Genomic DNA, 13919 nt, shown 5'->3' on the forward strand with positions numbered 1-13919 from the left:
CGCTAAATCCTGGCGTCATGCCCCCGAACTTGCCGCTTGACTGAGCACCGCGACTTGCCTATATTGGGCAACTGCCCTTAAATCGAGGTGGCGTTTTGAGTTTCGGCATGGCAGATGCTGGTGCCACTTCCCTTGAGGATTAATGGCCAGTCAACTTCACCCTCAGAAATATGTCGGCTTTTACGATTCGGAATGCTCACGATGACGATTTTGACCGCATATTCGAGCTGTGGCTGGAGAACCAGGCAATGGCCATTGGCCAGGCTATTGAGCAGAATCAGATAGCAGCGTTCAGGGCTGAGTTACTGCATACGTTTTCGCGTAGCCATTCGCATTATTACGTGGCCGTATCCGACGACAATAACATTATTGGCTGGCAATCCTTGACTCCGCTATTCAGCAACCCGGTTATGGATTCTCACATTTCCCAGTCGAGCACTTACGTGGATAAAGCCTTTTTTAGGCTGAATATTGCCCATGCATTGTTTGAGCATGCGTATCGGGCTGCGAAAAATAGTGGCATCAGTCATATTTATGGCTGGGTGCAGCCCAATAACAAGGCTATCCATGAAATAGCCAGTCACTTCAAGCACTACAAGCATTCAGTGCCGGGCTCCAGCAACGGGAAGGTGCCAGAGTTTAATCTATACGTAGTGGTGGTTGAATAATTAGGTTGATCAGCGCTAATTGAAGTATAAGTCAGTGCTCTGCCCGTGATGAATGATTTGGCCGCCAAGCAAAGCAGCTGGATTGGGATGCGCCAATTCTACCAAGAGCTGATTGAAAAGTATCATTGGCAGCAGGAACCAATGATTGTCCTGTTGGATCAATTGCGGCAAGCAAAATTTCATGAAAAATTCTACGCCAGTGGCTCCCACGAAGCAGTAGGTGTATCCACGGCCGCGGAGTATTTGCAGCGGCTGGTAAACAACATGGTCTACATCGTCTATAACCCGGCTGCAGATAGATTTGAACTCCATTACCAGCAGGGGCAGGGCAATACTAAGCGCACGGAAACGTGCGCACCGAAGTTTATTGCTTCTCGGTTCGAGGCAATTGAGAGTTGGTTGCGCGGGCTTGATACGAGCGGAACCGAATAAGCCCCAAACCACCGCGCCCCGCCTCCGCCGAAACCGGCAGAAGCGGGGCGCTGCTGTTCGTTCTTAGGAAAAACGACCTTTAGTTGGGCGTCGCGACGGGGTGGGGCGGCTGCGGCCGGCCTTCCTGCCCGGCGGGCTGGTTCATGGTGGCCACGTTCACGGCCTCCACGGCGCTGATTTCGGGCACGGCGCGCTTCACCGATTCTTCCACGCCGGCTTTCAGCGTCATCGGCGACATGGGGCAGGTGCCGCAGGCGCCGAGCAGCTCCAGGCGCAGCACCATGTCGGCGGTAATGTCGAGCACGCGTACGTTGCCGCCGTCGGCTTCCAGGTAGGGCCGGATGCCGTCGAGGGCCTTTTCGATGCGCGGGAGCAGGGGATGTTCCAGAACAGGGGCGGTTGCAGACATACTTGTAAGACGCGTGGCGGAGCGGCGAAGTTCGGAAAAGGACCTCAGATGTGACGGATGCAGGAACGGATGAAACAAACAAAAGGGCTCTACGGGCTATCAAGCCGGGAAAATTAGTTGCCTGCTCGTCCGTGCTAGCCGTTCCTGCATCCGTTCAATCCGCGGTCAGGATTTTACGTCGACCACCTGGGTGCGCGGGGCCACGTTGTTGCGAATCGACACGGCGCGGGCTACCGACTCGGCCAGCTGCTCGAAGATGGGGGCTACCGGCGACGTGGTTTGCAGCACGGCCGGAATGCCCTGGTCGCCGTTTTCGCGGATGCCCTGCACCAGCGGAATTTCGCCCAGCAGCGGTACCTCGTGCTTCTGCGCCAGGGCCGCGCCGCCGCCCTGCCCGAAGATGTAGTACTTGTTGTCGGGCAGCTCCTGGGGCGTAAACCAGGCCATGTTCTCGATGATGCCGAGCACCGGCACGTTGATCTGCGGCTGCCGGAACATCTGCAGACCCTTCTGCGCGTCGGCCAGGGCTACTTTCTGCGGCGTGGTCACGATGACGGCGCCCGTCACGGGCAGGGTCTGCACCAGCGTCAGGTGAATGTCGGAGGTGCCGGGGGGCATGTCGAGCAGCAGGTAGTCCAGCTCGCCCCAGTCCACCTCGGTGATGAACTGCTTCAGCGCCGACGAGGCCATGGGGCCGCGCCACACGATGGCCGACTCGGCCGGGGCCAGGAAGCCGATGCTCATGATTTTGACCCCGAACCGCTCGATGGGCTCGATGAGGTTGCGGCCGTCTTCGGTCTGGAACACGTGCGGGCGGGAGTCCTCCACGCCGAACATTACCGGCATCGAGGGGCCCGAAATATCGGCGTCGATGAGGCCGACTTTGGCGCCGGAGCGGGCCAGGGCCACCGCCAGGTTCGCCGTGACGGTGCTCTTGCCCACGCCGCCCTTGCCCGAGGCCACGGCAATGATGTTCTTGACGCCGCGCAGCACGTCGCGGTTCTGGCGCATGGTCGTCACGCGCGAAGTCATATTCACCGTCACCTGCGCGTCCTTATCAACCATGGTATGAATGGCGCGCACGCAGGCATTGTGAATCAGCTCCTTGAGGGGGCAGGCGGGCGTGGTCAGCACGACGGTGAACGAAATGTTCTGCCCGTCGATCTGCACGTCCTCAATCATATTGAGCGTGACGAGGTCCTTGCCCAGATCGGGCTCCTCGACGTAGCTCAGGGCTTTTAGTACTGCTTCTTTCGTGATGCTCATGGCAAACTGGGGGCGGCCAGTGCGGGGCCACCATCCGGCAAAGATAACCCCGAAACGGGGCGCGGTGGTGCCCCAAAACCGGAAAAGGCGCCGGCAGGTTTGGCTGGCGGCTGGTTGGGAAACGGCTGGCGCCGGTTTAGCGAGCAAAGCGAGTGTAACCGGTGCCGGATATAAAGCAGGTTTCCAACCTGCGTGGACCGTCGCCGTGTCGGCCCCGGCTGCTTGTCCGGGCGCTACCCGCAGGCTGAAAGCCTGCTTTATGACGGGCACCGGTTACACTCGCTTTGCTCGCTAAACCGGCGCCAGCAACCATCCCGGCCGCCTCGTTCGTACCTTCGCGGTCCGTTTTGCTTTTGTGCCGTGGCCCTCATCCCCAAAGAAACCATTGACCAGGTCCTCCACTACGCCGACATCGTGGAGGTCGTGGGCGACTTTGTCTCGCTGAAGAAGAAGGGCCAGAACCTGTGGGCCTGCTGCCCCTTCCACCACGAAAAGTCGCCTTCCTTCTCGGTGGCGCCGGCCAAGGGCATCTACAAGTGCTTCGGCTGCGGCAAGGCCGGCGACGTGGTGCGCTTCGTGATGGACATCGAGTCGGTGAGCTACCCGGAGGCCATCAAGTGGCTGGCCAAGAAGTACGGCGTCGAAATCAAGGAGGAGGAGCGCACCCCCGAGCAGCAGCTGGCCCAGAACGAGCGGGATTCGCAGTACATCGTATCCGATTGGGCCAAAAACCGCTACAAGACCCTGTTGCGCGACTCCGAGGAGGGCGAAAGTATCGGCTGGGCCTACCTCAAGGAGCGCGGCCTGAACCAGCAGACCATCGAAACCTTCGAGCTGGGCTACTCGCTCGATAAGTGGGACGACGTGCTGAACTCGGCCCAGCAGGCGGGCTTCGACGTGAAGTACCTGGAGAAAACCGGCCTCGTGATTAAGCGCGAGGAGGACGGCCGGCGCTACGACCGGTTCCGGGGCCGCGTCATGTTCCCGATTCACAACATTTCGGGCCGCGTCGTGGGCTTCGGGGCCCGCACCCTGCGCCGCGACGAAAAGGCCGGGGCCAAGTACCTGAACTCGCCCGAGTCGGAGATTTACCATAAATCCGACGTGCTCTACGGCCTCTACCAGGCCAAGCAGGCCATCCGGCAGGAGGAGCTGTGCTACCTGGTGGAGGGCTACCTCGACGTTATCAGCCTGCACCAGGGCGGGGTGAAGAACGTGGTGGCCTCGTCGGGCACGTCGCTCACCGAGGGCCAGATTCGCCTCATCAGCCGCTACACCGATAACGTAACGGTGCTCTACGACGGCGACGCGGCCGGCATCCGGGCGGCCCTGCGCGGGCTCGATATCATCCTGGAAAACGGCCTGAACGTGCGCGTGGTGCTCTTCCCCGACGGCGACGACCCGGACTCCTACATCCGCAAGGTGGGGGACCAGCGTTTCCGGCAGTTCGTGGAGCAGAACAGTCAGGACTTCATCAGCTTCAAGACCCGGCTGGTGGCCCGCGACGCGGCCAACGACCCGGTGAAAAAGGCCGAGGCCATCCGCGAGGTGCTGCAAAGCATTGCCAAGGTGCCCGACCCGCTGAAGCGCCAGGTATTTCTGCAGCAGACGGCCTCCACCTTCCACATCGACGAGCAGGTGCTCATCGATGCCTACAACAAGCAGGTGAAGCAGGCCGCGCCCGGTCCGCGCCCCGGCGGTGGGCAGGGGGGGAGCAGTGCCGGCGCCGGCCGCAGCGGCGGCAACAGCGCCGCCGGGCGCCCGGCGGGCAACAGTGGTAGCAGCGCCGCGGTGCAGCCCGGCGGCCAGCTCACCGGCCTGACGCCCCAGCCCGCCGCCCGCCCCACCAGCCCCGGCTACGACGACGAGCTACCGCCCGAGGCCTACGGCTTCGTGGAGGACGAGGGCGAGGAACCCACGGGCGACGCCCTGGACACCGAGCCGGTGCCCGACCTGCAGAAAACCTGCGAGCGGGAAGTGGTGCGCCTGATCTTGAACTACCCCGCCCAGCCCTTCACCGACGGCGTAACCGTGGCCGAGTACCTGCTGAGCCAGGTCGACGAGACGCCCTTCCGCACGCCCATATACGCCGATTTGCTGCACCTCTGCAACGAGGCCGTGCAGGCCGGCCGCTTCCCCGACGCCCGGGAGCTGGTGCGCCACGAGCGCGGCGACATCCGCGCCGCCATTACCGACATGGTGACCGAGCTGCACGAGCTGAGCCCGAACTGGATAACCCACCAGATTTACGTGCCCCGGGAGCTGGATCAGCTGCAGGTGGCCTGCGAAAACGCCATCCTGCGCCTGAACAAGTGCAACGTGGAGCGCGAGCTGACCGAGTGCCTGGCGACCATGAACGCACTCAACCCCAACCAGGTGGAAGAGTACCTGGCGCAGATGGCCATCTTCAAGAGCCTCAAGCAGCTGGATATGCAGCTGGCTGGGCTACTAGGCACGATTATTTCGCGGTAAGGGCGGCTCGGTTGGCCGTCATTGCGAGGCGTAGCCGAAGCAAGCCTTCCTCTCGCGGCACGACGACAAACTGGCAGAAGCAGAAGGCTACTTAGCTGTGTCCAAAATGCTTTTCGGCCAGTAGGTAAATGAAATTATAGCCCCAAGTCGATTGCACCGGTAATGCTTCTGACTGTTCAACCTTCCTGATGCCCTCCGGGCCGCTGATATATTTCCAGGGGTGTTCCTCCGGGTAGCTGGCGCGCACTTCTTGATAACCTTGCATAACCACCGCTCCGGGCTGCCAGCAGCTTTGGGCCACCGTGAATGGGAGCTGCAATTGGTCCAGTTCAAGTGGCCGGCAACCCAGAATCATCGCGTTGCGTGCGGTGATGGTCTTGATGTGAGTCAAGCCCTGTTCAATAATGCGGCTGCCTGCAATTCTTTCAGCTGTTGGCGGGTTGTCGCCGACCCAGTCCATCAGACCGGCGTAAAACTCGCGTAGCTGCTTTTCCTCGGTAGGCGGAACGTCGAGTACCCGGCCACAGGCAAACCGGCCTGATGTAAGCGAAATAGACCAGAATTGACCTGGAAGCAGGCTGCGGTTCGATTTGGGTGAAAAGGGATATGTCGTCTTCATATCGGCTAACAAACTACAACCCCTGCTTCCGCCCCTTGTCATCCACCACCGACAGCTTGCCGCCCTCAATCCACAGCGCCTGCATGAAACCCTTCACCGTGTGCTCCTGGTGCGGCAAATCGATGGCCACGACCTGCCCGGCGTAGAGCGGCGTAATTTCCTCCACGGGCGTGTGGGCAATGACCATGCGGGTGGCCCCGTACTGCCGCAGCACCGCCGCTACGTGGGCAGCCGGGGCTTTTTCCTGCGCGAGGCCGCGGTACCAGTCGGGGCTGAGTTCGGGGTTGCGGGCCAGCTTCTCGGCCGGGCTGAGGCCGGTGGTGTCGGGCGCGTCGAGGCTGCGGCGGGTGAGGGCGTTGAGCTGCGTGAGCGGCAGGCGTAGGGCGGCTACTTCGGGGCTGAGGCCGCCGTGCACGAACAAGGTCGGGCCGATGCGCTCCACCACGTTCTTGGTGCGCAGCCAGCGGCCCAGCTCGGTGTCGGCCGTGTACCACTGCTCATAGGGCACCCGCAGGGAGTCGGCGTTGACGCGGTATTTGCGGCGCAGGTAGCGGTAGTGGCCGGTGAGGTTCATCACCTCGTGGTTGCCCAGAAGGAAATGCACTTTGCCGCCCGCCTGGGCGGCTTCCGCCTCCAGCTTGTAGAGCAACCACAGGCACTCAGTCACCTGCAGGCCGCGGTCGAACATGTCGCCCACAAACACCAGGTGGCCCTGGCCGAAGGTCCAGCGGGCTTGCTGGTTTATCACGCCGCTGCCCTGTAGCAGCAGTTGCAGGCCTTTGAAGTTGCCTTCGATGTCGGATACCACCAGCATCTTGTCGGCGGCCGGGTACTCGGCGGGCTCGGGGCCGAAGGCGTGGCGCGGAAAGCGGAACCGCAGGCCGGTTTCCTGCACGAAGCAGCTCAGCGAGTCATCGGGGCGGCGCAGGGTGTCGGGCTGCACCACGCGGCCGGCGCCGAGCGGTACGATGCGCCGCCGGACGGCCGAGCCGTCGGGGAGGTAGTGCAGCAGTGGGCCGTCGGGGGAAAAGCCCGACTGGTCGGGCTTTTTGTGCTTGATGGAAAAGCCGGGGAAAAACACCACCCGCTCATTCACGCCAAAGTACACCAGGGCCAGCCCCACGCCCAGGTAAAGCAGATATAGGCCCAGCAGAGCCAGGATAATACGTTTGCGCATCAGTCAAAAAACATGGCGGCTGGCAGCCGGAGTAGCCGCCCAATTAGTAGGCAAGGATAATGCTTCGGGCTGCCTCCCACCAAGCGGCCGGGTTGAGTGATTGATTGGCGGGATAAATACGGACGCCCGCTTCCGCACAAGCCCCGCCGCCCGCTACCTTCGCCTCCACTCGCAGCTATGTGGAAACGCGCCAACCTCAGCCGGCTCATGCTGGCCATCATCCTGACGGTGCTCAGCCTGGGCATCGGCATGGCCGGCTTCATGCTTATCGAGGGCTACAGCTTCCTGGAGGCCTTCTACATGACGATTATCACCGTCAGTACCACCGGGTTCGGGGAAGTGCGGCCCCTGTCCGGCGGCGGGCGGCTGTTCGTCTCCATTTACATCATGTACAACCTGGTGGTGGTGGCCTACCTCGTGTCGGTGCTGACCCAGTATCTGTTTGACGGAGAGCTGCGCAACCTCTTGAAGATGTTTATGACCGATCAGGAAATCCGCCACATCCAGGGCCACGTCATCGTCTGCGGCTTCGGGCGCAACGGCAGCAAGGCCTACCACGAGCTGCGCGCCAACGGAGCCAAAGTGGTTATTATCGAGCAGAGCCAGGAGCTGATGCGCGCCCTGGCCGACACCATCGGCGACACGGTGCCGGTGGTCTTCGGCGACGCCACGGCCGACGAGACGCTGCGCCAGGCCGGCATCGAGCGGGCCCGGGCCTTGATTTCGGCCCTGCCCAAGGACGCCGACAACGTGTTCGTGACCCTGACGGCCCGGGAACTGAACCCGCAGCTGAAAATCATTGCCCGCGCCTCCCTGAAAACCTCCGAGAGCAAGCTGCTGCGCGCCGGGGCCGACTCGGTGGTGATGCCCGATGAAATCGGCGGCTCGCACATGGCCAACCTGGTGATGCGCCCCGAGGTTATCCGCTTCCTGGAAATGATCAGCGGCCTGGGCCCCAACCGCCTGCGCCTGGAAGAGCTGGCCTACCACGACCTGCAGCCCGAGCTGCGCGGCCGCTCCATTCGCGAGCTGGACGTCCGCTCCCGCACCGGTGCCACCGTCATTGGCCTGAAGGACCACGCCGGCCAGTTCCAGGTCAGCCCCGCCGCCGATTTCCGCCCCGCCGAGGGCGACGTGCTCCTGCTGCTCGGCACCGACGAGCAGATCATGGCCGTGGTGCGGGAATTGAGAAGGTGATTGTGGGATGAGTGGATGAGTAGGTGATTGGGTAAAAAGCACGTCATCCTGAGCCGAAGGCGAAGGACCTTCCTCGCACCCTGCACCAGCTAATAAGCGCAGCCACCAACGCCCAATCGTCCGGGCAAGGTGGCTGCGCTTTACCGTTTAGCTGATTTGCGTCTGCTCGATGACATCAGCGGCGGTGCAGGGCGCGAGGAAGGTCCTTCCTTCGTCAGGATGACGTTCTGGTTGATGCGGCTGCTGTAAGCCACCTAATCACCTCCTATTATCTTTGCGGTCCACCCGACGACTAGCCGCTCCGGTCCGTGAACGTTCTTCAACTTTGCCCCCGCGTCCCGTATCCGCCCACCGACGGCGGCGCCATTGCCATGTACGACGTGACGGCGGGCCTCGTGCGCGCCGGGCACCGCGTCACGCTGCTGGCGGCCAACACGCCCAAGCACCGGCAGGCCACCGACGCGCTGGCTCACCTCGGGCCCACTCTGCGCCTGGTGCTGGTCGACGTGGACACGGCCCTTTCGCCGCTCAAGGCCCTGCGCAACCTGCTTTTCAGCCCGCACCCCTACAACGTGGAGCGTTTCATGTCCGACGCGCTGGCCGACAAGCTGGCCGAGCTGCTGACGACGGAAACCTTCGACGTGGTGCAGATGGAAGGCACTTTTGTGGCCTGGTACGTGGACGTGGTGCGGCGCGTGGCCCCCGAAGTGCCCACCGTGCTGCGGGCCCACAACGTGGAACACGAAATCTGGGACCAGCTGGCCCAGGGCGAGCGGCAGCCGCTCAAGGCCCGCTACCTGCGCCACCTGGCCCGCCGGCTCAAAAAATTTGAGGCCCACTACCTGCCGCGCTTTTCGGCCGTGGCCGCCATTACCGAGCCCGACCAGCGCCGCCTGCGCCAGCTCGGCTGCCCCGAGCCCGTCACGTTCATCCCGGCCGGCGTCGACCTGACGCGCGTGCAGCCCGACCCCGCCATCAAGGCCCAGCCCAAAACCCTGTTCTTCCTCGGCTCCCTCGACTGGCGTCCCAACCAGGAAGGGCTGGAGTGGTTTCTGCAGCACGTCTGGCCCGGGGCCAAAAAGCGCCACCCCGAACTGCAGCTGCACGTGGCCGGCAAAAACATGCCCGACTCCATCAAGCAGCTGCGCCTCGACGGGGTGCAGGTGCACGGCTTCGTGGAATCGGCACCGCGGTTTATGCAGCAGTACGAGGTGATGATTGTGCCGCTGCTGTCGGGCGGCGGGATGCGCGTCAAGATCATCGAGGGCATGGCCCTGGGCAAGTGCATCATCAGCACCGGCCTGGGCTCGGAGGGCATTGCCGTTAAGCACCTGCACGACATTCTGGTCTGCGACGACGCCCAGCAATGGATGGAGGTGCTCAGCTGGTACTGCCACGGCGAGTTCTGCTACAAGGGCGTGGGCGAGCAGGCCCGGCGCACCGCCCAGCTGCTGTACGACAACGAGCAGGTGGTCCAGCGCTTCGTGGAGCTGTACCAGCGCGTGGGTGCGGGCCAGCGCGTAGCTTTGCCCCCCCGATGAAGCTGCTCGTCCTGCTGTCCCGCTTTCCGTACCCGCTCGACAAGGGCGACAAACTCCGCGCCTTTCACCAGCTGCGCCACCTGGCCCGTCACTTCGAGGTCTGCCTGTTTGCCCTCTCCGACGAGGACGTGACGCCCGAATCCTACGCCGCCGTGGCGCCGCTGTGCCGGGGCGGCCTGCACGTGCACCGGCTTCAGAAACCCGGTATTGCGCTGAACATGGCCCTGGCCGCTGCCCAGGCCCGGCCCTTCCAAGTCGGCTACTTCCACGATAGCGCCGCCCAGCGCCGCCTGGCCCAGGTAGTGCGCGAGTTCCGGCCCGAGCGCGGCTACTGCCAGCTCATTCGCATGGCCGAGTACGCCCGCCCGCACGCCCGGGCCGTGCCCTTCACGCTCGATTACATGGACGTGTTTTCGACCGGCATGCAGCGCTGGGCCGACAAAGCCCCGGCCTGGCAGCGCCCGGTCATGGCCCTCGAAGCCCGCCGCCTGCAGCACTACGAGGCCCGGGCCTTCGACTGGTTTCGCCACCACACCATCATTTCGGATCAGGACCGGCAGCTTATAGCCCACGAACACCGGCAACGCATTCAGGTGGTGCCCAACGGCATCGATACCGAGTTTTTCCGCCCCGAAGCCGTGGCGGCCGACGACACGTTTGAGCTGGTGTTCTGCGGCAACATGGCCTACCACCCCAACGTGGAAGCCGCCGTGTGGCTGGCCGAGGACATCCTGCCCCAGGTGCGGCGCCGCCACCCCCAGGCCCGGCTGCTGCTGGCCGGCACCACGCCCGCGGCCCGGGTGCTGGCCCTGCAGTCCGACAGCGTCAAGGTCAGCGGCTGGCTGCCCGATATCCGCACGGCCTACGCCGCGGCGCGGGTGTTCGTGGCGCCCATGCGCACCGGCACCGGCCTGCAAAACAAGCTGCTCGAAGCCATGGCCATGGGCCGCCCCAGCGTAACCACTCCGCTGGCCAACAACGCCCTCGGCGGCACGCCCGGCCAGCACCTGCTCGTGGGCGCCGACACGGCCGCGCTGGCCGACAGCGTCTGCCAACTGCTCGACCGTCCCGCGGAAGCCGCCGGCCTGGCCGCCCAGGGCCGCGAGTTCGTGCGCGAGCGGTACACCTGGGAAGGCACCACCGAGCGGCTGGCGGGGCTGCTGATGCAGTAGGCCTGCGCGTGGTGCCCCAACGCGTAAAGTCGGGGCACCACTACGTTTAAGCTGCTACTTCCGCGCCTGTCAGCAGCCCGGCCAGTACCTCCGCAGGGAGGAATTAGTAGCAAACAATTTTATTTCTGGCTGTTTGCTACAGCTGTGTAGCAAACGACTTTATTTTTTGCCATTTGCTACAAAGCTGTAGCAAACCAGTTTATCTTCGCTTGTTTGCTACACGCCGGCGCTTTGGTCCGGGCACTATCAGTTGCTTCTATGCCTCGTCCTTCAGCACCTTCAGCAGCACTGGCCGCCGCCGTGCGGGCGCATTTCGGCCTCACGCAGGCCGAGCTGGCGCAGTTTGTGGGCGTGAGCCGGGCGCTGCTGGGCCACGACGAAGCCGGGCGGCGCGTGCTGCCCGAGGCAGCCGCGCACCGACTCTGGGTGCTTGCCCGCTTTCTGCCTCCGCCCGATGGGCAGGGGCCGCCCGCCCCGGACTTCGCCGATGAGTCTGGCGCGGCCGCCGAAGCCCCTGATGCCAGGGTACTCGAAAAGCGCCGCAAGCGGCTCCGCTTCTACATCATCAAGGCCCGCTTCGAGCTGGACCAGCGCGGTGGCCGGGCCCGCGGCTACGCCCGCCGGCAGTGGGCCCTACACACGCTGCGCCCCCTGCTGGCCACCCCCGACGAGCCCGGTGCCGATGGCCGGCTGCGGTGGCTGGGTGCCACGCCCGATGCCCCCCGCGACTTGCATTGGCTGGACGGACTAACCATCCGTACCGCCGCCACGGCGGAGCCCCTCACGGCCACCGAGCGGGCCCTGCGCCAGGCCCGCCTACGCGGCCTGGAAGCCGAGCAGGCGGCGCTGGATGAGCTGCTGGGCAACCAGGAGCCGCCACAGTAGCTGCGCCCGGCTCAGTACAGCTGGTAGCAGAACCTGTCTAGTTGCGCCAGCAGCGCCGGCTCATCACCCAGCGGTACCGCATTGGGACTGAAGGTGGCCGGCTGCGGGTTGTGCCAGTCGGTGGCGAAGCAGAAGCGGGGGTAGTCCACGTCGGGCTGCACCAGCACGCCGGCCCGCGCCAGGGCCTCCATACCAGCTTTCAGGGCCAGAAACAGCGTCGTGGAGTTAGTCGCCGGGCCATGCAGCTGCTCGTAATAGTCCTGCACGAAGCCGGGGTCCAGCATATCGACGCGGGCCGCTTCGTGGCGCTCATCAAAGCCGAAGTCGAAATCCACGCAGTGGCCGTCGGGTAGCCGCACCAGGCAGCCGCTGCCGTGAAACTCGTAGCGTGCCCGGCCGGCCGGGCCCAGCGGGCCGCTGCGGTAAATGGCCAGCAGCGTGGTGCTGAAATCGTGGCGGCGCATCAGCGCTACGGCCTCTAGTACGGCGGCCTGGTACCGGCGAAGCAGGGCCACGAGTTCAGCAGTGGAGAAAGACATGGCACGAAGATAGGAGCGAGGCTAACAAGTGTTCGGCTGGCTACCGCCAACGATTCCGCCCGGGCTCTTAACTTTACAGCGCCGCTGCCGGTTGTCAGCGGGCAAAGTCGGCGGGACGGTCGTTCCGGGGCCTTGCCACTGGGTTGCGCCGTCCACAACCGAAGGACAGCGGAGCTAAAATCCGTGCAATCCGTCAAATCCGCAAAAATCCGTGATTCATGCTTGACCCCATCGAAGACGCCATTGCCGACATCCGCGCCGGCAAAGTGGTGGTAGTAGTGGACGACGAAGACCGCGAAAACGAGGGCGACTTTATCTGCGCCGCCCGCTGCGCCACGCCCGAAGTCATCAACTTCATGGCCACCCACGGCCGCGGCCTGGTGTGCGCCCCGCTCATCGAGGACCGCTGCGAAGAGCTTGGCCTGGAGCTGATGGTGGGCCGCAACACCGCCCTGCACGCCACTCCGTTCACCGTGTCGGTGGACCTGCTGAAGAACGGCGTGACCACCGGCATTTCGGCCTCCGACCGCTCCAAGACCATCCTGGCCCTCATCGACCCCGAGACCAAGCCCGAGGAACTGGGCAAGCCCGGCCACATCTTCCCGCTCAAAGCCCGCAAGGAAGGCGTGCTGCGCCGCGCCGGCCACACCGAAGCGGCTATCGACCTCTCGCGCCTGGCCGGTTTCGAGCCCGCCGGGGTGCTGGTCGAAATCCTGAAGGAGGACGGCGAAATGGCCCGCCTGCCCGAGCTGCGCGAAATTGCCGACAAGTGGAATCTGAAGCTGATTTCGGTGCAGGACCTGATCAAGTACCGCCTCAAGCAGGAAAGCCTCATCGACCGCGAAATTGCCGTGCAGCTGCCCACCCAGTGGGGCAACTTTGAGCTGGTGGCTTACACCCAGCGCAGCAACGGCGCCCAGCACCTGGCCCTGGTGAAAGGCGACATTTCGGGCCCGGAGCCCGTGCTGGTGCGCATGCACTCCAGCTGCGTAACCGGCGACATTTTCGGCTCCTGCCGCTGCGACTGCGGCCCCCAGCTGCACAAGGCCATGGAGCAGATTGAGCGCGAGGGCAAGGGCGTGCTGGTGTACATGAACCAGGAAGGCCGCGGCATCGGCCTGCTGAACAAGCTGCGCGCCTACAAGCTGCAGGAGCAGGGCCGCGACACGGTGGAGGCCAACCTGGAGCTGGGCTTCGGCATGGACGAGCGCGACTACGGCGTGGGCGCCCAGATCCTGCGCGATTTGGGCCTCTCGAAAATGCGCCTGCTCACCAACAACCCCCGCAAGCGCACCGGCCTGATCGGCTACGGCCTCGAAATCGTGGACACGGTGGCCATCGAGGTGGCGCCCAACGCCCACAACGAGCGGTACCTGACCACCAAGCGCGACAAGCTGGGCCACACCATCCTGACCAAGGACCGCGGCCCGCACCCGGCCCAGGCCGCCGCCGAGCTGCTGTCGTCGGCGGAGTAGTCCGGCGGCTGAGTCGACCGGCCCAGGCACGAAAAAGCCCTCGTTCGCGCGCGAACGAGGGCTTTTT

Annotated in this window: 13 protein-coding genes; 8 read left to right on the top strand and 5 right to left on the bottom strand. The window is 64.0% G+C overall.

The features are described 5' to 3' along the window. Positions 1-170: 170 nt before the first annotated feature. The gene (locus EJV47_RS05835; RefSeq protein ID WP_126692187.1) at positions 171-668 is read left to right on the top strand and encodes a GNAT family N-acetyltransferase; all 498 of its coding nucleotides are present in this window, start codon (positions 171-173) and stop codon (positions 666-668) included. Between the two features lie 48 nt (positions 669-716). Next, a complete protein-coding gene (locus tag EJV47_RS05840; RefSeq protein WP_126692188.1) occupies positions 717-1100 on the top strand; it encodes a hypothetical protein in 384 nt (127 codons plus the stop codon). A 79-nt stretch (positions 1101-1179) separates the two neighbouring features. Here the strand turns inward: EJV47_RS05840 and EJV47_RS05845 are convergent, their stop codons facing one another. Then, positions 1180-1509: a NifU family protein gene (locus tag EJV47_RS05845; protein WP_126692189.1), complete on the bottom strand. Its 330-nt coding sequence runs from the start codon at positions 1507-1509 to the stop codon at positions 1180-1182. A gap of 165 nt (positions 1510-1674) precedes the next feature. Next, positions 1675-2775, bottom strand: a complete 1101-nt coding sequence (locus EJV47_RS05850; RefSeq protein WP_126692190.1) for an Mrp/NBP35 family ATP-binding protein — start codon at positions 2773-2775, stop codon at positions 1675-1677. Positions 2776-3135: 360 nt separating this feature from the next. On the opposite strand from EJV47_RS05850, the gene dnaG reads away from it, so the two are divergent. After that, positions 3136-5247: a DNA primase gene (gene dnaG / locus EJV47_RS05855; RefSeq protein ID WP_126692191.1), complete on the top strand. Its 2112-nt coding sequence runs from the start codon at positions 3136-3138 to the stop codon at positions 5245-5247. Between the two features lie 91 nt (positions 5248-5338). Here dnaG and EJV47_RS05860 read toward each other — a convergent pair whose 3' ends face one another. Both EJV47_RS05860 and EJV47_RS05865 read right to left on the bottom strand, forming a co-directional pair. Continuing rightward, positions 5339-5866 (bottom strand): Imm26 family immunity protein, encoded by a 528-nt coding sequence (locus tag EJV47_RS05860; protein WP_207895834.1) that lies wholly within the window; start codon positions 5864-5866, stop codon positions 5339-5341. A gap of 13 nt (positions 5867-5879) precedes the next feature. After that, positions 5880-7043: a metallophosphoesterase gene (locus EJV47_RS05865; protein WP_126692193.1), complete on the bottom strand. Its 1164-nt coding sequence runs from the start codon at positions 7041-7043 to the stop codon at positions 5880-5882. A 177-nt stretch (positions 7044-7220) separates the two neighbouring features. Here EJV47_RS05865 and EJV47_RS05870 point away from each other — a divergent pair, with 177 nt between their 5' ends. From EJV47_RS05870 to EJV47_RS05885, 4 genes are all read left to right on the top strand, one after another. Beyond that, positions 7221-8240, top strand: a complete 1020-nt coding sequence (locus EJV47_RS05870) for a potassium channel family protein (protein ID WP_243651026.1) — start codon at positions 7221-7223, stop codon at positions 8238-8240. Positions 8241-8548: 308 nt separating this feature from the next. Then, entirely contained in the window at positions 8549-9781 is a 1233-nt protein-coding gene (locus EJV47_RS05875) for a glycosyltransferase family 4 protein (protein WP_126692194.1), read from the top strand. Then, positions 9778-10953, top strand: coding sequence for a glycosyltransferase (locus EJV47_RS05880; protein ID WP_126692195.1), 1176 nt, complete (start codon positions 9778-9780; stop codon positions 10951-10953). Before EJV47_RS05875 ends, EJV47_RS05880 begins: the two co-directional genes overlap by 4 nt. Before the next feature lie 258 nt (positions 10954-11211). Further along, the gene (locus tag EJV47_RS05885; RefSeq protein ID WP_126692196.1) at positions 11212-11838 is read left to right on the top strand and encodes a helix-turn-helix domain-containing protein; all 627 of its coding nucleotides are present in this window, start codon (positions 11212-11214) and stop codon (positions 11836-11838) included. An 11-nt stretch (positions 11839-11849) separates the two neighbouring features. On the opposite strand, the gene EJV47_RS05890 is transcribed toward EJV47_RS05885, so the two are convergent. Beyond that, positions 11850-12377 carry a DUF6896 domain-containing protein gene (locus tag EJV47_RS05890; protein ID WP_126692197.1) on the bottom strand — a complete coding sequence of 176 codons (528 nt, stop codon included), beginning with the start codon at positions 12375-12377 and terminating at the stop codon, positions 11850-11852. A gap of 218 nt (positions 12378-12595) precedes the next feature. Here EJV47_RS05890 and EJV47_RS05895 point away from each other — a divergent pair, with 218 nt between their 5' ends. Next, on the top strand, positions 12596-13852 hold the full coding sequence (locus EJV47_RS05895) for a bifunctional 3,4-dihydroxy-2-butanone-4-phosphate synthase/GTP cyclohydrolase II (protein ID WP_126692198.1): 1257 nt from the start codon (positions 12596-12598) through the stop codon (positions 13850-13852). Positions 13853-13919 lie beyond the last annotated feature (67 nt).

This window comes from Hymenobacter gummosus (genome assembly GCF_003970915.1).
GTDB classification, from domain to species: Bacteria; Bacteroidota; Bacteroidia; order Cytophagales; family Hymenobacteraceae; genus Solirubrum; species Solirubrum gummosum.

What these genes read in the sequence shown, in the direction of transcription:
- EJV47_RS05835 (WP_126692187.1), top strand. Translation starts at nt 171, where the DNA reads ATGTCGGCTTTTACGATTCGGAATGCTCACGATGACGATTTTGACCGC.
- EJV47_RS05840 (WP_126692188.1), top strand. Translation starts at nt 717, where the DNA reads ATGAATGATTTGGCCGCCAAGCAAAGCAGCTGGATTGGGATGCGCCAA.
- EJV47_RS05845 (WP_126692189.1), bottom strand. Translation starts at nt 1,509, where the DNA reads ATGTCTGCAACCGCCCCTGTTCTGGAACATCCCCTGCTCCCGCGCATC.
- EJV47_RS05850 (WP_126692190.1), bottom strand. Translation starts at nt 2,775, where the DNA reads ATGAGCATCACGAAAGAAGCAGTACTAAAAGCCCTGAGCTACGTCGAG.
- EJV47_RS05860 (WP_207895834.1), bottom strand. Translation starts at nt 5,866, where the DNA reads ATGAAGACGACATATCCCTTTTCACCCAAATCGAACCGCAGCCTGCTT.
- EJV47_RS05865 (WP_126692193.1), bottom strand. Translation starts at nt 7,043, where the DNA reads ATGCGCAAACGTATTATCCTGGCTCTGCTGGGCCTATATCTGCTTTAC.
- EJV47_RS05870 (WP_243651026.1), top strand. Translation starts at nt 7,221, where the DNA reads ATGTGGAAACGCGCCAACCTCAGCCGGCTCATGCTGGCCATCATCCTG.
- EJV47_RS05880 (WP_126692195.1), top strand. Translation starts at nt 9,778, where the DNA reads ATGAAGCTGCTCGTCCTGCTGTCCCGCTTTCCGTACCCGCTCGACAAG.
- EJV47_RS05885 (WP_126692196.1), top strand. Translation starts at nt 11,212, where the DNA reads ATGCCTCGTCCTTCAGCACCTTCAGCAGCACTGGCCGCCGCCGTGCGG.
- EJV47_RS05890 (WP_126692197.1), bottom strand. Translation starts at nt 12,377, where the DNA reads ATGTCTTTCTCCACTGCTGAACTCGTGGCCCTGCTTCGCCGGTACCAG.
- EJV47_RS05895 (WP_126692198.1), top strand. Translation starts at nt 12,596, where the DNA reads ATGCTTGACCCCATCGAAGACGCCATTGCCGACATCCGCGCCGGCAAA.